At 66.0% G+C, this 20,225-nt stretch carries 17 protein-coding genes; 8 read left to right on the top strand and 9 right to left on the bottom strand.

Annotation, left to right across the window (positions count from 1 at the left end):
• Window positions 1-9 precede the first annotated feature (9 nt).
• Together ABZ319_RS15175 and ABZ319_RS15170 are read right to left on the bottom strand one after the other, a co-directional pair.
• Window positions 10-3,195 carry an SMC family ATPase gene (locus tag ABZ319_RS15175; RefSeq protein WP_354986993.1) on the bottom strand — a complete coding sequence of 1,062 codons (3,186 nt, stop codon included), beginning with the start codon at window positions 3,193-3,195 and terminating at the stop codon, window positions 10-12.
• Window positions 3,192-4,502 (bottom strand): exonuclease SbcCD subunit D, encoded by a 1,311-nt coding sequence (locus tag ABZ319_RS15170; RefSeq protein WP_354986992.1) that lies wholly within the window; start codon window positions 4,500-4,502, stop codon window positions 3,192-3,194. The genes ABZ319_RS15175 and ABZ319_RS15170 overlap by 4 nt, the downstream gene beginning before the upstream one ends.
• A gap of 145 nt (window positions 4,503-4,647) precedes the next feature.
• On the opposite strand from ABZ319_RS15170, the gene ABZ319_RS15165 reads away from it, so the two are divergent.
• From ABZ319_RS15165 to ABZ319_RS15145, 5 genes are all read left to right on the top strand, one after another.
• Window positions 4,648-5,487, top strand: a complete 840-nt coding sequence (locus ABZ319_RS15165; RefSeq protein ID WP_354986991.1) for a hypothetical protein — start codon at window positions 4,648-4,650, stop codon at window positions 5,485-5,487.
• Between the two features lie 51 nt (window positions 5,488-5,538).
• Window positions 5,539-6,696 carry a hypothetical protein gene (locus ABZ319_RS15160; protein WP_354986990.1) on the top strand — a complete coding sequence of 386 codons (1,158 nt, stop codon included), beginning with the start codon at window positions 5,539-5,541 and terminating at the stop codon, window positions 6,694-6,696.
• The gene (locus tag ABZ319_RS15155) at window positions 6,693-8,219 is read left to right on the top strand and encodes a hypothetical protein (protein ID WP_354986989.1); all 1,527 of its coding nucleotides are present in this window, start codon (window positions 6,693-6,695) and stop codon (window positions 8,217-8,219) included. The genes ABZ319_RS15160 and ABZ319_RS15155 overlap by 4 nt, the downstream gene beginning before the upstream one ends.
• Complete coding sequence (locus tag ABZ319_RS15150; protein ID WP_354986988.1) at window positions 8,209-9,552, top strand: AAA domain-containing protein; 1,344 nt, start codon at window positions 8,209-8,211, stop codon at window positions 9,550-9,552. The genes ABZ319_RS15155 and ABZ319_RS15150 overlap by 11 nt, the downstream gene beginning before the upstream one ends.
• Window positions 9,553-9,704: 152 nt before the next feature.
• On the top strand, window positions 9,705-10,019 hold the full coding sequence (locus tag ABZ319_RS15145; protein WP_354986987.1) for a hypothetical protein: 315 nt from the start codon (window positions 9,705-9,707) through the stop codon (window positions 10,017-10,019).
• Between the two features lie 192 nt (window positions 10,020-10,211).
• Here ABZ319_RS15145 and ABZ319_RS15140 read toward each other — a convergent pair whose 3' ends face one another.
• The 4 genes from ABZ319_RS15140 to ABZ319_RS15125 form a co-directional block, all read right to left on the bottom strand.
• Window positions 10,212-11,240 (bottom strand): hypothetical protein, encoded by a 1,029-nt coding sequence (locus ABZ319_RS15140; RefSeq protein ID WP_354986986.1) that lies wholly within the window; start codon window positions 11,238-11,240, stop codon window positions 10,212-10,214.
• 467 nt (window positions 11,241-11,707) lie between these two features.
• Window positions 11,708-12,334: a hypothetical protein gene (locus ABZ319_RS15135; RefSeq protein ID WP_354986985.1), complete on the bottom strand. Its 627-nt coding sequence runs from the start codon at window positions 12,332-12,334 to the stop codon at window positions 11,708-11,710.
• On the bottom strand, window positions 12,331-13,161 hold the full coding sequence (locus tag ABZ319_RS15130) for an ImmA/IrrE family metallo-endopeptidase (RefSeq protein WP_354986984.1): 831 nt from the start codon (window positions 13,159-13,161) through the stop codon (window positions 12,331-12,333). The genes ABZ319_RS15135 and ABZ319_RS15130 overlap by 4 nt, the downstream gene beginning before the upstream one ends.
• Window positions 13,158-13,496 carry a helix-turn-helix transcriptional regulator gene (locus ABZ319_RS15125; RefSeq protein WP_354986983.1) on the bottom strand — a complete coding sequence of 113 codons (339 nt, stop codon included), beginning with the start codon at window positions 13,494-13,496 and terminating at the stop codon, window positions 13,158-13,160. Before ABZ319_RS15125 ends, ABZ319_RS15130 begins: the two co-directional genes overlap by 4 nt.
• A 1,609-nt stretch (window positions 13,497-15,105) precedes the next feature.
• Between ABZ319_RS15125 and ABZ319_RS15120 the strand changes: the two genes are divergently transcribed.
• Window positions 15,106-16,314 carry a lipase family protein gene (locus ABZ319_RS15120; RefSeq protein WP_354986982.1) on the top strand — a complete coding sequence of 403 codons (1,209 nt, stop codon included), beginning with the start codon at window positions 15,106-15,108 and terminating at the stop codon, window positions 16,312-16,314.
• 15 nt (window positions 16,315-16,329) lie between these two features.
• Here the strand turns inward: ABZ319_RS15120 and ABZ319_RS15115 are convergent, their stop codons facing one another.
• Complete coding sequence (locus ABZ319_RS15115) at window positions 16,330-16,599, bottom strand: hypothetical protein (RefSeq protein ID WP_354986981.1); 270 nt, start codon at window positions 16,597-16,599, stop codon at window positions 16,330-16,332.
• A gap of 367 nt (window positions 16,600-16,966) precedes the next feature.
• On the opposite strand from ABZ319_RS15115, the gene ABZ319_RS15110 reads away from it, so the two are divergent.
• Complete coding sequence (locus ABZ319_RS15110; RefSeq protein WP_354986980.1) at window positions 16,967-17,944, top strand: helix-turn-helix domain-containing protein; 978 nt, start codon at window positions 16,967-16,969, stop codon at window positions 17,942-17,944.
• A 112-nt stretch (window positions 17,945-18,056) separates the two neighbouring features.
• Window positions 18,057-18,887: a hypothetical protein gene (locus ABZ319_RS15105; RefSeq protein WP_354986979.1), complete on the top strand. Its 831-nt coding sequence runs from the start codon at window positions 18,057-18,059 to the stop codon at window positions 18,885-18,887.
• Window positions 18,888-18,958: 71 nt separating this feature from the next.
• On the opposite strand, the gene ABZ319_RS15100 is transcribed toward ABZ319_RS15105, so the two are convergent.
• Window positions 18,959-19,324: a hypothetical protein gene (locus tag ABZ319_RS15100; RefSeq protein ID WP_354986978.1), complete on the bottom strand. Its 366-nt coding sequence runs from the start codon at window positions 19,322-19,324 to the stop codon at window positions 18,959-18,961.
• Between the two features lie 113 nt (window positions 19,325-19,437).
• Complete coding sequence (locus ABZ319_RS15095) at window positions 19,438-19,914, bottom strand: hypothetical protein (protein ID WP_354986977.1); 477 nt, start codon at window positions 19,912-19,914, stop codon at window positions 19,438-19,440.
• Window positions 19,915-20,225: the final 311 nt, after the last annotated feature.

The raw sequence follows: 20,225 nt of genomic DNA, 5'->3' as shown, positions 1-20,225 counted from the left end.
CCGCCATCGTTACGCCAGATCCTGCAGACCGCTGGCGAGGTCGGCGTGGATGAGCTCGTCGCGTTCGGTCGCCGTCAGCCAGCGTGCCGTCGACCCGGTGGGCTCACGTTCGACCCACAAGACGTCGTCGACGGCTTCGGCGACGGCGTGCAGGTGGCTGATCACCATGACGAGGCGGTCGTTGCCCGCCCTAGCGCGCAGCACATCCAGCGCCGCCTCGAGCGCGGCCCGGTCCAGGGTCGCGAATCCTTCGTCGAGGAACAGTGAACCGAGGCGCGGACCGCTGTAGGAGTGCAGCTCGGCCAGTGCCAGCGCGAGCGCGAGCGAGGCGAGAAACTTCTCGCCGCCGGATAGCCGGTTGGCGTGGTGGACGACGCCGGAGCCACGGCTGACGATTTCGAAATTGTCGGCGAAGCCGAACGTCTCGTCGGTCAACTGGCCCAGCAGTTCGCTGGCGATCCCCAGGAGCGCGCGGGTGCTCCAGGCGGTGAGGTGGCCGAGGAATCTGGCCTCGACCAGTTCGCGACGCAGCACCTCGAGTGCTTCGAGGCGGGCGCGTCCGGCGGTGATAGCGAAGTCGAGATCGGCGGCGGGCCGCACCTGCTGTTGCGCTGTGCGCTGTTCGGTGCGCCAGTGCTCGGCCTCTTTGCCGGCCTTAGTCTTCGCCTCCACCAACGGGTGCAACGCATTCGGTTCCATCAGGTCGGCGCGATCGTCGAAGCCGTCGACGTCGGCGAGCGCGGCGGACTGTTCGGTGAGACGGGCGACTGCGGTATCCGCGTGGAACCCGTAGGCGATATGGGCGTCGATGAGCTCGGCGTCGAGAGCGGAGGTGACCTCTGTCAACTCGGCTGCGAATTCCCGGATCTCGGTGATTCCCGACCGCCCGGGGGGCTCGGGGACGCGGTGGCGAATACCAGAGTCGAGGTAGGTGATGGCGTTGTCGGCGGCGTGCGCCCATCCATCGAGAGCTTCTCGCAGCTTGGTCAGCGGTGTCTGCACCTGCGTGTGCGTCTCGCGGTCAAGAGCATTCCGGGCGGTGAGGACCGCGGTGTTCTCCGCTCGCGCAGCCTCTCGGGCTTCGGAGATTCCTCGAACCTCCGAGAGTCGATCGGCGACCGCCGCAGCCGCCGCGGTCACATCGTCGAGCCCGATCTCGACCACCTCGTCGGGCATTAGCGCCCGGATCCTGTCGGGTAGAGCACGAATCTGGGTTTCGGTGACGGCCACGGCTTTTGCCAGTCGCTGCGACGCGTCCCGGGTCGCTCGCTTGTCCTCCTGATTGGTGTCCTCGCGTACGCCCAGCGTCTTGCGATCGGCCTCGATCCTCGCGGTATGGTCGAGGGCTTCGGCATGCCGTCGTCCGACGTAGTCAGCAGCGGCTTGTTCGCAGGTGGTGATCGCCGACAGCAGTGGGCTGGTGATCGTTTCGAGTTCGGCGCCGGGCTCATCGGTGTGCTCGGCCGAGGCGGTCATGGCGGCGGTCAGTGCCACCCAGGCGGTTTCGGTGTCGAAGGATCCGCCTACCCGCGCGGCCAAGGCGGCGAGATCCGCGAAATCCTGTTGTACCGCGTCGCTGACCTTCTGTGCCTCCAGGTGCGCCGTTCGAACGGTGTCCGCGTGTTTGGGCACGGCGGCTTCGGACAGCGTGACCGAGGCTCGGGCTTGGGCGAGTTCGGCCGCGATTTTCTCGTGCGCGGTCTTTGCTTGGCGCAGCAGCGTTTTCGCGCCACGCGCCTCGGCGGCGGTTGCCTCGAATGCTGGTTCGAAGGTGGCTGGCAGGTGTTGGTGGCATACCGGGCAGTCGTCTCCGGGACTCAGATCGGCGGCGATTGCGGCGGCCTGGTCGCGTAGTTTCAGCGCATCCAGTTTCGCCTCGACGGTCGCAATCCCCTCGGCGGCGGAATCGTTTTTCCGCTTGAGGTCGCCGACCGTCTGAATTTGGACGGTGTGCGTGTCGACGGCTGTGCGGTGGGCCCGAGCGGTTTCAGCGGTGCGTCGGGCGGCCGTCGTCGCTGCGGTGACGCGGGTGCGGGTGGTGGAAGCGTGGGCGCGGAGATCTGCGGCCAGGCTCTCGGCGGCGTGCGCGGCGTCGATGAGAGGCTGGGCCTGCACTGCACGATGAGCCAGTTCCGTATGGGCGGCCGTGATCTGCTCGGCGTCGGCCTCGAGCTGTGCGGTACGGTCGGCGATCCGCTGGCGTTCGCCGCGGTGCTCCGCGGTGCGTGTCGCGAGGTTGTCGAGGATCGCGGCGGCCTTGTTGAGCGTGTCCTGGCTTTCACCACCGGACTCGATGGCCGCGATTTGCGCGGCCAGGTTCGTCTCCGTCTTCGCGGCCGTCGCAGCACGTAGGTCCAGGGCCGCTCGTTGTGTGGCGATTCGAGCGGCGACGGGTTCGAGGGCGTCCAGGGCCTCGGTCGCTTCCCGCACCGTCCGCTCGGCGAGCCTATCGGCCGCGGCGGTTGCCGAATCCGCGCGGAAGCGCGCCGAGGAGATCTCTTCACGCAATTTCGTGATGACATCGATCGCGGTGTTCAGGCGCGCGCCGCTCGCTTCGGCGGCGGCGGCCGCGGTACCGGCATCGGCGGCGGTTCGGGCCGGATCACCATGCATCGCTTGCCGTTTGATCTCAGCCTGTCCGATCAGCCCGGTGAGCCGCGCGGAGTGGTCGGCGGCGATCTGGCGGACGTCGGCCAGGGAATCGGTGCCGAACAGTTCACGAAGTCGGGTCGTACGCTCCTTGGTCGGGGCGACGAGCAGCTTGTCGAATCTGCCTTGGGGTAGTAGCCCGACGCGCAGGAAGGTCTCATAACCCATCTGCAGTACGGTTTTCAGGCGCGCGCCGACGGGCCCGACGCCATCGAGTTCCTCACCGGTATCCAGGTTGATCAGATGGTTCCGTCCGCCATTGCTGTTGGTGGCGTGCATCGTTCGGTGCACCTGCCAGCGGTGTCCGTCGTGCAGGAATACGAGTTCGACGCTCATGGCATCGGCGTTGTCGGCGATGAGTTGGCGCGGTTCGCTGGCGTCCCAGGCACTCTTGCGGAACAAGGCGAAGGTGATGGCGTCCAGCAGACTGCTCTTGCCGGCGCCGGTGTCGCCGAGCGCGGCGGCCAGACCTTTACCGGTGAAGTCGATGGTGACCGGCTTGGGGTAGCTGCGGAATCCATTCAGCGACAGTGTAATTGGTTTCATCGCTGAGCCTCCGATCCGATGGTCTCGGCGTTGACCAGCAGCCCGGTGTGATCGACCTCGTCGAGGCCGTGCCCCGCGATGGCGGCGGTCAGTAGCGTTTCCTCACAGCAGGGCGTTGGGTCGGTTGGATCCGGTTCGGCCTGTAGGTGAACGAGGGTGGCCATGACTCGGTCCAGCGTGCGTCCGGTGACTTTGCGGTCGGCCAAGTAGTCGTGCAGCAGGTACTCCACGCTGGGCAGTTCGTCGGTCGAGGCCGCGCGGTCCAGCACGCGGCTCACCGCGCCCGGCCGGTGCTCCTCGATATCGATGATCGTCGCCCTGGGCAGCAGGGCCGCAAGGGTTTCCGGCAGCGACGGGGTGGGTTCGGCGACGTCGACCACTGCCTTCACCCAGGCGTCACCGATACGTCCCGCGCGCTGCGTGATCTCCTGCAATGTTCCTACGAGCTTGACGAGGCGGCGACCGGAAGTCAGCGGCACGACTTCGATGCGCGGATCGCGTCCAGGAGCGATCTCGGCGAGCACCACGCTCTTGATGTCGCGGGTCTCGCCGAAGTCCATCTGCAGGGGGCTTCCGGCGTAGTGAGCGGGGAAGCCGATGCTGTCGAGGCGCTGGGGCTTGTGGATGTGTCCGAGTGCGCCGTAGTCGACCGGTGGCAGTCCGGCGGCGGCGACGGCGTAGTCGGTCTGGAGGGAGATCGACCGCTCCGAATAGGACGGGGCGGCCCCCTCGACGAACAGGTGCGCGGCGAACACCAAGATGTCGCGCGGGCCGCGTCCAGCCGCCAGCCGGTGGTGGACATCGGCTTGCACCGCCCGCATCTGCTTGGCGTAGGAACTCGTCGTTGTCGCGGGGTCGGCGAAATTGTAGGTGAACCGATTTGGGTGTAGGTACGGCAGTGCACCGATACGGACGGTCAGATCTCCTGCCGCAGCAGGGTATTCGGCGATCAGAAGTCCATCGGGACGTGCATCGGTCGCGAAACGTACGCGCGCCTCGGCGCTGCCGCGGGTGCCCATGTCGTTGAGGATGTACTCCAGGAACTTCAGGACGTATCGGGTGTCGTGGTTGCCGGAGACCACGACCACCGGCGCAATCTGTCCGAGGCGGCGCAGCGCGTGCGCCGCGCGGCGCATGTCGTCCAGACTTGGGCGGGGCCCGTCGAAAAGGTCGCCACTGTGCACGATCAGGTCGGGGGCGAAATCGTCAGCGATGTCGATGATTTCGTTCAGTACAGCATCGAATTCGGTGTCGCGCCGATGACGATTGATCTGACGGCCGAGATGCCAGTCGGATGTGTGGAACACGCGTCCAATCACAGGAGTCTCCGAAGGAAGTAGCGGATGAGGCTGTGGGCCGCCGCTGCGGTCTGGTGGAGTCGAGCGTCACCGACCATACCGCAATCTCGGGAATATGTCTGGAGAATTTCTGGAACTCTGGTACGGTCGGCTCATGAGCAACCCGATGGATGTGTTGGAGAAGAGCATCACCGAGTTGCGCCGCGCAATCCGCGACGCAGCCGCGGCTGGTGATGCCGAACGGGTCGCCGAGCTGCGCGCCCAGCTTCGTCGCGCCGAACGCGCCTGGGATGCCCTCCTCGAAACCGACGAGCCCCCCATGGAACAGGCGGCCATCGAACGGCCGGAAATGCCTGTGCCCCATGCGATGATGCTGCCCGCGCGCGAGCATGTCCACCGGGCGCTGATGCTCTTGCGCACACCCGCCGCGCCGAAGCTGATCGTCAACGTGCACGAGGCGTTCTTCCCCGGCGATCTATCCACCGCCAAACTCTCGAGCCTGCGCCGAGACGAGGAACGCTCCTATCGCGCTGCCCCCGGCACCCGCCCCTTCTATCTGTGCCCGGCGCTGACACACGACCTGCTCTCACCTGCGCGGGCGCTGATCACGATCAGCACCTGGCCTCTGGAACAGAGGATCGTCGGTCCGCTGTCTCCACGCGTGGGTTTCCTCACCGGCGCGATCCACATCGCCGAGGCGGTACAGGCCGCCCAGTCCACCGACACCGGCCCCACGCAGACCGCACTACGCCTACTCTGGCGATTCGCAGCCAACATACCCGGCGCGATGCCTACAGATCCCGCACTGCAGGGAAGTCAAACGGACCCCCGCCTGGTCACCGCCGCGGCCCAGGCCGAGCTGGATGTGCACGCCGCGTCCGATCTCGCGACACGCACCGGATCCGCACGCCGGGCCCGCAAGCAGCTAAACGCCGACCAGCAGTTGTTCGGTGCGCCGCTGCAGCAGATCAGGCCCGCACAGGCCGACGCCTGACCCCACCGCCCCATCCGAATCCCCACCCATCACCTCGAGGAACCAACTTCCGTGAAGGTAGTCACCGACGAACGGTTGGACGCGCTGCGCGGGTCCGCGCCGCGTCTGACCTACAACGCCAGATCCCTGGCCGCACTGGAGAACAACCCGCGCTGCGCCCTCCGAGCCGTGCTGGACGCTTCCGGCTCGGACAAGGCCGCCATCGCCGCCCACACCGGATACCCGAGTCAATTCGGCCAATCCATCTTCGCCATCACCCGCGGCAACAGCTTCGAGAAAATGGTCAAGGCCGACGGCTGCGCGGAACTGCTTCGCGTTCTGCGAGAAACCCTGGAGCTCACACCGAGCGAGGCCGGATACCGGGGCCTCGAGGACGTCGGTGGCGACGGCAGTCCCACGGCTCGCCACGCCCGGACCACGCAGCTGCTGGTGGCCGCGGCACGCGGCGCAGGCGACAGCACTCTCTACGACCACCCGATGCTGAAGCTCGTTGTCGGCGGGCACCCGGTGTTCCTCGAACCGGACCTGGTGGCGTTCCGCATCCGCGACTGCTTCCACGTCGTGGAGATCAAGAGTTTCCCGATCATCGACGGACAGGCCGACCCGGCGCTAGTGCGGTCAGCCACGACCCAGGCATGCGCCTACATCATCGCGTTGCGAGCGATGCTCGCCGACGCCGGGATCGGACCCGAATACGTATCCGACACAATCATTTTGGTATCGCCGAAGAACTTCACCAACCGTCCCACCGGCGCGTTCGTCGACGCGCGCAAGCAGGTTCGCAATCTGGCCCGGCAGTTGGCGCGCATCGAACGCATCGGCGACCTGGTCGAATTGCTCCCTCCGGATCTGACTTTCGACCTCGCCGCTGATGACACCGGAAGACCTCAGCGCCCCGCCCACGAGCTGGCCGCAGCTCTGGATCAGGTGCCGGCCACCTACCGCCCGGATTGTCTGAACCATTGTGAGATGGCGTTCTTCTGCCGCTCCCGCGCGCGGGCTTGCGCATCGCTCGATGTTCTCGGACCGGCGGTACGCGAGCATCTCGGCGGGATCGACACCGCGACAATGGCACTGGGTCTAGCCCGTGGTCAATTAACACCGGACGACGACCAAACCGAGATGGCGCTGGCACTGCGCCACGCGGCTCGACTGCGCACCGAGCTTGTCGGGTTGGCCGACGGTCCTTCAGCAGGGAGTGTGCGATGACGAGAGTGTCGGCGCTAGCGCGCCTGGAAGCGATGGAAGCCATGTCGGCGGTACCGCTGACCAAGTACCGCCATCGGCACCTCTCGACCCGACCCCTGGTGGTAGTGCCACTGGCCATGGCTGGCGAAGCCGGGTCGCCCTTGGCGGCGATCGTCGGGGTGTCCAAGAGGTCTCCGACGCTGCTGGTCGTTGGCCAGCCCCGCGACCGGGTTCAACGGTTCGCCTTCGCCGCCGACCTGGGTCGAGTCGTCCTGGACTACATCGACTCCTGCCGAGTGGATCGGCGGGAGATCGGTTCTCGCGGTAAGGAATCGCGTTCTCGGTACACAGACGCTCCACAGATCCTGGTCCCCAACCCCGGTGGCATCAAATTCCTGGCCGATCTGGGTCGCGCCTGCCGATTCCGCAGCACCACCGGTGACTACCCAGTACCCGCTGGTGTACCCGAATTGGGGATGTGGCTGACCTTCCTGACCAACACAGCCGAGGAAGCCGGGACATCGATGCTGATGCCCGTCACCGACATGCTCAGCGAACACTGGGCGACCGGGCAGAGCACACTCGAGGACCAGAACCTCGCGGCGCTGATGGCCTGGATCGCGCCTCCGGACGGCCTCACCGTCGAACAAGCCCTGCTCGATGCCGAGAATCCCGGCGTGTGCCCACCCGCGGGTCCGGCGACCTCGCCGGACTTCGACAATATCTACCTCGCCCACGCCATCAAGCAATCCGACACTGCGCGAGCGGCTGGCAACCACGCTGCGGTCGCGGCGGCCCAGGCCGAGCTGCGGGAACTGATCAACGAGCAGATCAAGCCGACCTGGCGGCTGATGTGGACCGCCATCTCGCTCCTCCGCGGTGTGCCCGAGGCACCGCGCGTAGCCAAGCGCTTTGACAGCGACTGCATGTCTTTCACCGGCTATTCCGACTACCAGGACTCCGGGTCCGCCTTGCCTCAACGCACCCGTGACAGCGCGATCGGCGCGGCGAAACGCCTGAACAGGCTCGAACGTGCACTGGAAAATCTCGAAGCCGACATGGCCTTCGACGATCCCTATGTTCTGGCCGATCGGCGCAGTAACGGAGAGGCATTTGCCGGAGTCGTGGTGGACGCCGAATCCGGCCGAGTCGTCACCACCGACAAGAGCAAGCGAGTGCCGCGCCCCCTCATCACCATTCGCACGCTCGACCCCACCCGGCTGGCCGACGACACCCGCCTGATCAGCCCCTCCATGCCCGCAGGGCACAAGGCGATGATCACCCGCACCGAACCTGACGGCGAAGCGAGTCTGGTCACGGTCGAAATCAACGGGGGTATGGGCCGTGCCCTGATCCCGAAGCCCGGAACAGTTCCCGAACTCGGCCAGGTGATTGCGTACTTACCCGACCCGGGCTGGCGTCCCACATCGGAGTTCCCGGAACCGGACCAGATGGTTTGGACACACAGCATCGACGAGAAGCCGGATCCCGACAGTTCGATACCCAACGAGGCCACCGCAGAGGAGTGGGGCGATGAAAACTGAGGATGACAGCGTCGATGCTGCTGTGGCGGCCGAGCAAGCCACCACGGCGATTCTGGCCGACCTCGCGACGCGCAACCACAAAGCCGTGGTCGTGGACTCCCCACCCGGAGCCGGCAAGAGCACGCTGGTGGTCCGCGTTGCCGGGCACCTCGTCGAGGGTGACGAGCGGCCGATCATCGTGGCCCAGACCAACAACCAGGTCGACGACCTCATCGCCCGCCTGGCCGCACAACACCCCGACGTTGCGATCGGCCGACTCAGCGCCACCACCTACGCCGCGCCACAAGCTGTGCGGGCGAATTCGACCGTCGCCACCGCTGTCGCCGACCTGAACGCGTGCCAGATCATCGTCGGCACCGCGGCCAAATGGGCTACTGTCCGCGACGGCAGCTTCGGGTGGGCGATCGTGGACGAGTCTTACCAAATGCGCTCGGACGCACTGCTTCAGATCGCGGAACGATTCGATCGCGGCCTGTTCGTAGGCGATCCGGGACAGTTGGACCCGTTCACCATCGTGGGAACCGAACGCTGGATCGGACTGCCCCACGACCCGACCCAGAACGGCGTCACCGTGATGCTGCAGCACAACCCGGACACCCCCGAGCACAGACTGCCCGTGTCCTGGCGCCTGCCACCCACCGCCGCCCCCACGATCGCCGAGGCGTTCTACCCATTTACCGGCGGTTTCACCGCCGGAATCGACACCGGCACACGTTCCTTGGATTTCTGCACCGCAGCCTTCGGCAACACCGATCTCGACGAAACCCTGGCCATGGCCCTCACTACCGGATGGGCGTTGCACGAACTGCCCCGCCGCCACGTTCCTCGCACCGACGCTCAAACCATCCAGACTGCTGCGAACCTGGCCGGCCGACTGCTGGACCGTGGCGCCGTCGCCACCTGCGAGCGCCACCGCAACGGCCGCTTGCTGGACGCCACCGACATCGCCATCGGCGTCGCACACCGAGACCAGGCCGACCTGGTCCGGGCCGCACTCTCCCGCACAGGCAACCCGAACGCCGCACGGGTAGTGGTCAACACCGCGAATCGGTTGCAGGGCCGCGAGTTCGAGGTCGTGATCGTGGTGCATCCTTTGTCCGGCCGCCGCGATGCCACTTCCTTTCACCTCGAGGCCGGTCGACTGTGCGTGCTCACCTCCCGCCACCGGCAGGCCTGCATCGTCGTTGCCCGCGAAGGAATCACCGACCTCCTCGACAGTCATCCCTCGACCGATCCGGTCCACCTGTCAGTGCCCGCGAAGTTCCCCGACGGCTGGGAGGCCAACCAAGTCGTGATGGCCAAACTCATCTCCGATCACCGCGTCGCCGCATGATCCCAGAAGACCAGGGCCAAGAGCGTTCTCAGAAACCGCGAGGGCAGATGGCGGACATACAAACTCATCGCCGGGCGCCACTGTCGGTGCTCTACGGCATACTCCTCGGTATATGCACGCCGACTTCGCCTCGGAGGCACACCATGTCAGCTGTGGGTGATCCTCAACGCCTGTCCGACAGTGAAATTCAGCAGATCGCCTCGGATTTAGCAAATGGACGACCGCGGGTGGTGTGGTTTACCACTGCGGCCGTCGGTATGGAAACGGGTCGTTCGGGAAAGGTGATCGCGATCGGCGATCCTGCGGAGGACGAGTTCCTTAGGGTACGGCCCACCGGCTCCAAGGACGTATTAGCCTTCTCACCCGCCGAGGTGACGCTGACCAAGCCACGCCAGCTCAGAAGGCGGGCCACAGGCAGACGGCCCATGCCGAGGCTCGACCCTTCCGGCCAGCACACACTGTGGTGAGATGGGCACTATCCCGCTAACTTCAGCGGCGCAGAATCGCTTCGCCGACTGCTTGCCGTAGCGTCAGCCTCCACCCGAGGAGTGCTCGCCGCGATGGTGCGCGGACATGGCATCGCTGTCCCGGCTGGCGCCGCCCGACCCTGGCCTTCGTATTCAGAAGAGGTAGGAGGTCCAGTATCCCGTGACCGACGTTCAAGGGGCGATCTCCATGATGTCGAGGAGATTGCCCGCGTCGGTTGCGGTGGCCGGTTGCAGGTAGTCGAGGTTGGCGGAGATGATCGCTGCCAGGGCGATCGGCCGCACTCCGAACTTGAGGCCTACGTGGATGATGCGGTCGACGCCGGCACCGATCAGCGGTGAGATCGTTTCCGAGATCGGATGCAGACTGTTGTCGTGGGTCTTGCCCGCGTGGACGATGAGATTGCGTTTGCGGTAGAACCGCACGAATTCCTTGTTCAAGATGCCCGCGACCTTGCGAACTTCGGTCTGACGGTCGGACAGGTACGGCTTCATTCGCTTGATGGCCAGGCGGTCGGTGTCGTTCGGCATCGTGATGGGGTCGCCCGAACACAGTTGCCGGGCAAAGCGTTTGGCCCTGGTCAGGTTGTCGGGGCACCCCAGTATCTCGTGGGCGAGGGCATCGGAATTGGCTTTTGCATACCGATTCGAGAGTGTGGTCAGTTCCGCGCGGGGGATACTCGTCGCCACGATCAGCGAGAAGCGTTGCGCGGCAACCACATCACGGTCGTCGTCGGGTCCCACGAGTAGTGATTCGATCGCGGACCAGCCGCTGGTGATGGCCAGGTGCGCACCGCCGGTGCGCACGGGCTGAATCAAGGCCATGGCGGTGGCGATGTAGTCGGGCATGTGCAGATCGGGCAGTTGTCCGAGCCGCTCGAACGACTCTGTTTTCAGCGCGCGGTTGGTCGCTTGGACCGCGAACGCGCTGCCCTTGTCCTTCGACCATATCCGCGGTGCCACCCGTATCGGATTCGCCCTCATGCCCACAACGAATTTCGTCTCCAGGTCCGTGATCCGCGCGCGGGCGCGATCAGCGGCGGACTTGATTTCCCGGGCCTCGACCTCCAGCAGGAACGCGCCCTGATTGCGGATCGATTCGGCATCGGGGGCGTGCTGCTTCTTCCACGCGACGGTGTCGGTCGGAGTGAGCCAGCCCGGTGTGTGTTCTGGACTGATCTGGAACGGTGGTGGGTTGATCACTGGCACAAGAACGTGAACATGCGCTCGGGTCTGGACAGCCGGTCTGCCCCCTCACTCAGGAAATCGCTGACCGAGTGGGTGTCGGAGCTGCGTTGCATGGCCCCCAGCCATCTATGGAGACTGCTCGGGTCGTAGCCGGAATCGACGATGTGCGCCGCGACCCGCCACGCCGCGCCTTCCACATCGATCGGTTTGTTGCGATCGAACTCGTCCGCCCAGTTCAGCAGATACTTCGGATATCTGCCGGGCCGAACACGCCCGCAGGTATCGACTTACTCGCTCTGTCAAAGATGAACTGGAACAATGCGCAGCTCGACGAACGCGACCCGCTCACCTTGCGCACCGCAGCCCGGGTCGGTTCCATCCTTCGGCACGTGCCAACTGACGGTCGAATCGCCACCCGTTACGCCTACTACATGTAGCGGCAGGCACTGCCGTCCCGCATCACGCTGCGGGCTTCCGCACCATCAGGTTCGCGAAATGTTCCAAAGGTCCGCAGAGAGCAACCGGGTGCTACCGATTGGAGATAATCCGTCATCACACCCGCACAGCCTGGCGTAGATCGTCCTCATCGTTGCCCGGTCGGGGATGTGCTCCGTGCCGGCCGCACGTTCGAGGATAGTGACCGTGTTGACGAGAAGGATTCGCCCGACTGGATGTCCTTGCGCGCGAAGCCGATCGAGACGCTGCGCTTCGACGGTTGCCATCCTGGCACCGGATTGGTCATCGATGACGACTGTAACCTGCTGGCCCTGTTCGGCCACAGCGACGGCGTGCGCGACTACCAGCAGTTCGCCCAGGTCTTTCGCTTGCTTCTTTCGCTCGGTCCAAGGCATCTCGTTCTGGCGAACACAGACTGCTTCCAGAGTCTCGGACCACCCGTCGGAGAGCACTTCGATCCATCTCGGTGTCAGCTTGGACCAGACCAGCCCGACTCGTGTGAATCTGCTGTCGGTTCGTGACTTGCGCAGTACCTCATTCTCGACCGTCTCGGGTGTGCTGAGCTGTCCCAGAACAGACAGCAACAACCGTTCTTGGTTGATAGCAAGGAAGTTCAGCGCCGGTCCAGCATCGATGACAGGTTTGGCGCTCATTCAGCCTCGCTGTCGGCCAGATCGGCGTCGAGCTCATCGAGATCGATATCGACCTGTGGCAGGTCGGCAGGATCGCTCCAGATCGGCTGTACCTCGGCGGGAATCAGACCGGCCTCGGTCAGTTCCGCTTTCGCTGTGGCGACGTCGAGTCCGCGAAGGGTCGCGATTGTCTGAACCGATACCGCGTTCTGGAGGTAGCCCTCGATCGCCCGCGCCAGCAATCGTTGCGGGGCCCGGCGACGATTCGATTCATCATGCAATGCCTGGTATTGATCGGCCCATCCAAATCGAGCCGCAAGGCGTGGCGTGGTTTCCGATCCCAGCCGCGCCTTGGCGTCTTTGTCGACGTATCCTGCCTGCTCAAGCGCAATGGCTGCGATCGTCGGCGAAACCAGGTAGCGCTGAACGACTTTCGACAACAAGACCAGCTCGTCGCGTTCCCGCTCGACCGTCATCAACTCGCGAACGCCGTCGAGAGGCAGCAGTAGGTGCCTCGCGAACGCGTTGGCGCGGCTCTCGGCTGGGCTGGCTGAATCGATCTGCGGTTCATCGGCCCAATCCCCGAAGACCACGTGTGCGAGTTCGTGTGCGAGGGTGCTGCGTTGGCGCATCGGATGAGGGGTCCGGGCCACGGCGATATACACCGTGCCCCGGCCCTTGTGTCGCATGGTCATCCCGTGCTGTTCGGGTCCGGTCTCGAGCACCGCCACATCGGCACCGATGGTCTGTTCGATCAAGGCGACCAGATCCCCCAACGGCTGATAGCCGAGGTTGTGATCTTCCCGGAAACGCTCCGCTGCCGCCTTGCCCTCGGTCTCCGCGGTCATCCGATCGCCGCGATTCCCTGATCGGCCAAAAACTCCTCGAGCTCTAGGAATCGCATCATCTGTTCATACATCGAATCCATCGAGGCGCCATTGGCCGACCGCGCGGCGCACTGCACCTGGCCGACCACGCGGGACGTGCCGGTCAGTTCGGTCAACACGACACCGGTAGCTGCCGCGATTGCCACCAGTTCATTCATCTTCGCGGCGCGATCGCCCGAAATCGTGCGCGACAGCGTCGCCTGGGAAATCCCGGTTTCGGTGGCAAGGTCACGCTGACTCATCCCAGCAGCCCCGAGTGCCCTCTCGATCCGCTCGCCTACGGTCGTCGCAGCCATGTCCCCACCTCCTGAATCAGTTTTCCAATTATGATTCAGTATAGGGCTGGATCCGGACAGAAACAACGGAACAACCCCACGGATCACCGAATCGGCAGACGCGCTCCGTGGCGAAACCGCCGCTCACCTGGGGAGTCGCTGCGCACACCTTGGCTATGGCGGCTGAGCGGCCGCGCGGGTGTTGGGGGATCAACAGCAGAGTGCTTCATCGCGATGGGCTGTGCCGGCTGACCCGGCACATGCTGGGTTGGTTGGCGGGTACGTCTCACTGGGTGTAGACGTGCTGTGGTCGCTCCGGGGCCTGCCAGCTGGCCGTTCGTATGTCGCTCGGCTGCTACATCGACAAGGGCGGTAGCAGGATGTTCGGACTCGACTCTTCCCAAGATTTCGCCAAGAATTCGGGTCGCGACAGGGGATCTCCGGGTGTGAACCTGCAGGATGCATCGACAAGTCACCCGCTTCTACTCGACCCCTTAACCACACCTCCCCACCAATGCTTGCGCGTGACCAGTGCCTTGACCGGAGTTCGTTATCGGCAGGTTTCTGGTTCGAGTCCAGATGGGGGAGCCTGAAAACGCCCCTGACCGGGTCTTCCGGTCAGGGGCGTTTTGTTTGTGGAAATGGTGTGGCGCAGCCGATCCCGGGGCCTGGAATCGGGGCCGGAGTTCATGCCGGTGCGGTTCGGCATTCGATGGTCGCCGGGGGAGGGCGCTTATGCGCGGCTGGGCGCCGATCTCCCGCTGGGGGAACGCCCTTCGTGTGTTGCCGGGAGGGTGTTCCGGTCCGGGAACTCAGCAGGGCTTGGGCGGGCAGCCGTTCGTCGAGGAGCCGGACGCCGAGCCGGAAACGAGGCCGAGCAGCGAATCGAACAGACCGCCGGTAATGAATTCCACCATTGTTTTCTCCGATCGAAATGTGCAGATCAGTGCTGTTCACCAACCATTTGCGAGATCGAAGCTACTGGTCGGCCGGTGTCGTGGGCAACAAATTTCTCGGCGGCGGGTCCTATTTTATGATTAAGCGTCGATGGCCTCGTCTGCCTGGGGTTTTGTCCTTAATATCCGGATTTTTGGGCGGATTCGTACCGGGTGGGCTGTTTTATTCGGTCTACGGTTGTGGTCGACCGTGAGTTCGCTGGGCTCGTTCGTGGGTCCGATGAAACCTATGATGCTCGGTTGGTGAATCGGCGACGCGCTATCAATTCGTGATTATTCGGCGATCTGTTCGATATTTGTATCGGGCGTGTTCGTTCGGGTCGGGATTCTCGCCGATGGCAAATGGATTCATCGAGTCGAACTCCGTCCGCACCGAGCATGACAGCGAAACCAGCGATCGCACGAAGCACTTGCGTCCGCCGCGAACTTCGGTCGCAGTGGTTCGATCGTCCGGGGTTGCCGAAAGTGTTGAGTGACAAAGAGTTGATCGTGGTCTACCCGCGCCGCGCGCCGCTCACGTGACCGGTCTCCCGGCGCACCGCCGAGCCTTCGGAAGACATTCGCGCCGTGTCCAATCCGCCGAGACCCGCGCGGGTCGCATACATTGCTCCCGGTCGAATCCAATCCCGGCGCGGCACTGACACCCGCGCCGGGCAGTAGAGAGCGGAGGCGCGATGCGCACGGCGAACACGACGCGGGCGGTACGGCTGGCGGCCGCCGCCACCGCGGCCGCCCTGATGTTCCCGGCCGGGTCCGCGGCCGCCGAACCGGTGGAACCCGGGTTCTACGCTCCGGCAGCGGATCTGGTGGCCGGCGAGCACGGGACGGTGATCCAGGCGCGGCCGATCACCGGGGATCCGGCCGTCGCGGGCGCGCGGAACCACCTCGTGCTCTATCGCTCGGTGAACATGCAGGGGCAGCCGGTGGCGGTATCCGGGACCGTCGCGGTGCCCGAGGGCACGTCCCCGCCCGGCGGCTGGCCGTTGATCTTCTGGGCGCACGGCACCACGGGCGTCGCGGACGTGTGCGCGCCCTCGCGCGACACCGGCCCCGGCTTCCCCGCGCACGCCTACACGGCGCTGGTCCGTGACACCCAGGCTCGATTGATCGCCGCGGGCTACGCGGTCGCGCAAACCGACTACCAGGGCCTGGGCACCGCGGGCGAACACGGCTATCTCATCGGAGACGCCGAAATGCGCGCCGTCGCCGACATGGCCCTCGCGGCGCGCGCGGTGGCGCCCGAGATCGGGACCCGGTGGGCGAGCGTCGGTCACTCCCAGGGCGGTCAGGCGGCCATCTACACCGCCGCCCGCGCCCAGGGGTGGGCGCCGCGGCTGGAGTTGCTCGGCGCGGTCGCCGAGGCGCCGGCCTCACACCAGGGCCTCATCGCCTTCGCGGGCCCGCTCGCCGGGACAACCGGGGCGTCGCCGCTGCCCCAGGTGTCGAATGCCTTCTTGCCTTTGATGATCCGTGGCGCGCAAACGGTCGCCGAGGTGGATCCGGCGCGTTTCCTGGCGCCCGAGGGCCTGGAACTGTTGCCCCAGGCCGACACCCGCTGCATCGACGGACTGCGCGAACCGGACTCGTGGGCGGGCAAGCCGCTGTCCGCGCTGTTCCGCGCGGGCGCGGACACCACCGCCCTGGGCGCGGTCCTGAACGACAACGACGCGAGCAACCTGACCTACGCGGTGCCGGTCCTGGTGGTCCAGGGCACCGGCGACACCGTGGTTCCGCCCGCGGGCACCGATGCCATGGTCGCCCAGCAGCGTCTGACCGGTCAGCCCGTCGAATATCGCGACTATCCCGGCGTCGACCATCGGGGCATCCTGGCCGCCGCCAACGATGACGTCGTGGCCTGGCTCGATTCCCGGTTCGCCCGCTGAACCTCGCGCCCGGCCTCAGCCACAGAGCGCGGCCGAGGGTTCGGGTACGTCCAGTGCGGCGCGGCCGACGGCCGTGTCGACCCAGCGGCGGCCCCGGGCGCTGAGCTGCCACCGCGGTTCCGGCGCGGTGGCCTGCTCGATCAGGCCGGAACGCATCAGGGCGGCAAGCGTTTTCCGGGTGACCCGGATGCTCGCACCGGTCTCGGTCTCGAGATCTCGCAGGCTCAATGGCGCCGCGCACACGTGCAGAGCCGCCATTACGCGTACCTCGTTGATGGTCGTCATCGTCGAATCCCTTCCCTCCCAGCGAGAAGCGTGACCCCGGGCCCGATGATGCGGTCATCGGGCCCGGTTACCGCTCTGCTATTGACCGGCCGGGCGTGGAAACGCCGTCCTGTACGGCGTGACACGCAGCGCGCGTGGCCCGGTGGCCGGGTCGCCCGACAGCACCTGCGGCGAACCGGGTGCGTGCCTCGACGATAGGAAATGGCGGCACCGCGGGTCACGCGTATGCGCAAACTGTCCAGAACTTCGCGCGCACGACAGCGCTTTTCGGACAGATTGCAGGGTGGGCGGCCGAATCCCGCACCGTGCGAAGTGCCCCGGTGAATACTGTTGGCCAATCGCCAGCTTCCGCTCGGAGAGGTTACGCATGCCTGAACACCGGTTGGTCGAGGCACGCCGGGAGGAACTGTCGTCTCGCGACGCGGACGAGGCCGTCGCGTTCGTCACCCAGATGTATTCGGACAACGCGCTGCGGTTCTGGGATGCCCCGCCGACCAGTCGCGTCCGCACCACCGCCACGGTGTGGGGCGAGGTCATCGCCACCGAGATCCGCAGTTCGATCGGCTACAGCTGCCATATCGCGCCCATCAACGATCACGTGTACTTCGAGCGGTCGCTGCGCGGGCGGGCGCGGTTGCGTGGCGGCGGCCACGACTTCCAGCAGCACCGCCGGGATCTGGTGATGTTCCCGTTCGGGGTGCCCATCATCGCCGAGTGCGACAGCCACGACGTGAACCTGCTGCACGTGCCGTACTCGATGATCACGGATCTGGCCGCGCTCTCGGGCGTCGGGCCCGACGAGCTGCGATTCACCTCACTGGAGCCGAGAGACGCACGCAGCGAACGGTTCTGGGGGCGGCTGTTCGACCTCACGCACCACGAGCTGACCGCCCAGGACTCCCCGGTGCTGACCGAACTGGTCGTGCAGAACCTCACCCGCACCCTGGCCGCGGCGGCGCTGGCGGTGTTCCCCAACACCACCATGGATCAGCACCTGCAACCCGGTCCCGGCGCGGTGCAGCCCACGGCGGTGCAGCGCGCGGTGGATTACATCCACGCCCACCCGGCCCGCCCTCTTACCGTCGCCGAGCTCGCGACCCACGCGGGCACCGGTGTCCGCGCGCTGCAGAACGCCTTTCGCGCCAGCCACGACATGACGCCGCTGGAATATCTGCGCCGGGTCCGGCTGAACCGCGCCCGCGAGGATCTGGCCGCCGCCGAACCCAGCGACGGGTTCAGCGTCGCGATCGTGGCCGCGCGATGGGGTTTCTCGCATCCGGGGCGGTTCGCCCAGCTCTACAAGGAGGCGTTCGGGCATTCGCCCAAGCACGACCTGCGGCGGTGAGGGGGTAGTTCGCACGCCGCCGTCCGAGAGCGGCATCGGCCGATCGGCGGGCTTGTGGTCCGGCCCCGAACCCATCCGGCTACGATCGCGACGATCGATCGATAGGGGTGGAATGAACGCGAATGCTGTACCGCTGCGGGCTGTTTGGGCGGCGCTGTCGGTGATCGGGCTGGCCGCGGCGGTGGCCGGGTGCGGTGCGGACGAGCCGCCGGCGGGCACGCCGGTGACGCTGACGGCCCACACGGCCGATGAGAGCCGGCCGTCCCCCGACGTATTGCAGGCTGCCCGAACGGTTATCGAGAAGCGAGCCGAGGACGCGGGCCTGAACGGCACGACCGTCGAGGTCGGCATGGACGGCCTGACCGTCACCGTACCCGGCGACGACGGCACGCGGGCCCGCGCGATCGGCCGCACCGGCCGCCTCCACCTCCGCCCCGTACTGTCGACCGCACCCAGCAACCAGTTCGGCACGGTGCCCGGAAAAGCGCAGCGCCAGAGCACGGATCCCGCCGTGCAGGCGCAGACCCTGGCGAACCTGGAATGCACCGACACCGATCCGCTCGTGGAGGGCGACGACCCGGCCCTGCCGATGATCACGTGCGACACCGACCGGAAAACGGTCTACCTCTTGGGCCCGGCGTTCATCGAGAACGGAATCGCCGACGCCCAACCGCAATTGGACCAGCGGTCGTCCCGGCACACGGTCCTGATCACCTTCGACGCGACAGCCGGTGCGAAATACATGGCGTACACGGCCGCCAACCTCTACACGACGGTCGCCTTCACCGTCGACGGCACGGTCCTGTCGGCTCCCCAGATCCAAGCCGCGATGACCAGCCCGCTGACCCAGCTCTCCGGCTCCCAGCTCACCGAGGAGTCGACCACCGACCTGGCCCGCACGCTCCGGTTCGGTGCGCTGCCGCTGACGTTCACGGCGTCCTGAACCTGAAACCTGCCGATTGGCAGGTGGTTTCGGGCGTCGAGGCCGCTGGCCGGCTCGTTGTTCGCCGACGATCACAGCTGGAGGATCGTGCGGGCCGCCCAGTCCAGCGGTAGGTCGGGGTAGTCGCCGCAGAGTTCGAGGATGGCTGCGGACTCGCCGTCGGTATCGCGCAGGGTGCGGTAGTGGTCCCGGTCGATCATTTCGCGGAAGGTCTCCACCGAGCCGTACTTCAGGGCGCGGCGGCGGCGGAGTTCGGACCGGATCAGCAGGACCGACAACAAGACCAGCGTGACGAGCGAGGCCCATTCCCACCAGGTGGGCCAGGTTCCCCTCGCCGCGTTGTCGATCAGCAGCATCGCCAAGTTGATCAGCACGATCACGAAGAGCGCGCGCTCCAGCCAAGATTCGTTCCTGACCAGCCAGTGTTCCGATTTCATCGGATCTCCCCCTCGGGTTGTCGAGATATGGACCAACCCTAGGAAGATCACCGGCGAATCGACCGGACGTTTCTCCGAAACCGCAGATCAGGGGGGCGAATAGTGTTGTCCGGTCAGGACATTCGAGCCTGCTCGGACTGTGCCGAGGTGGAGTCCGCGAACCACTGTTTCGCGCTCGCCCGCGTGAGCAGAACGACCACGACGACACCGGCGATGGTGGCGAGCGGCCCCGGCGGGAGGATCACCTTGGCGAACACGGCCAGACCGAGCAGCGCCTGGACTGTGGCAACAGAGATGGCGTACAGGCGAATTCGCTCGGCGCCGCGCACGAATCGCAGCGCGAGAGCGCCCAGCAGGATCGTGGGCAGATAGCCGAGCCCGTCGCGCATCGCCATCGACGTCTTCCCGGTCGCGAGCAGCGTGACGACGAGCAGGACACCCAGTCCGGCGAACACCAGCGTGATGATTCGAGCGGCGCGCACCGAGGCCGGCATTCGGAGGACGGGCGCGGGGGCGGCGCCCGCGATTCCGGCTGTGGCGCTGCCCTCAGCGGTATGGGCGGCGGGATCTTCGGTGTGCTGGTCTGTCACTTCGCTAACTCTCCAACGCCGGCTATCGAGGCAAGCTGACGGGCGGCGACCTGTCGCGTCGCGAACGCGCCCCCCGGCTATCGAGGCAACCTAGCATTCATTTGCCTTCGGCGGCCAGCCGCGCCCGACATGGTCGATGGACCAGGGGATTTGGGGGAATTGGGGGTGCGGGCACGCCGAGGAACGGGACGTGCCCGGGATTTTCGTGAACTCGTGGCAACCTTTCGGGTGCTCCAGCGGGAGCGGAAACGACGGGTCGAGGAGGCCTTGTGGCGAAAATGGGCAGGCGGAAGCGGTCGCGGCTGTTGACA

The organism is Nocardia sp. NPDC005978 (genome assembly GCF_040614455.1).
Lineage (GTDB): Bacteria > Actinomycetota > Actinomycetes > Mycobacteriales > Mycobacteriaceae > Nocardia.
This window is presented reverse-complemented; position numbering and strand designations above follow the sequence as displayed.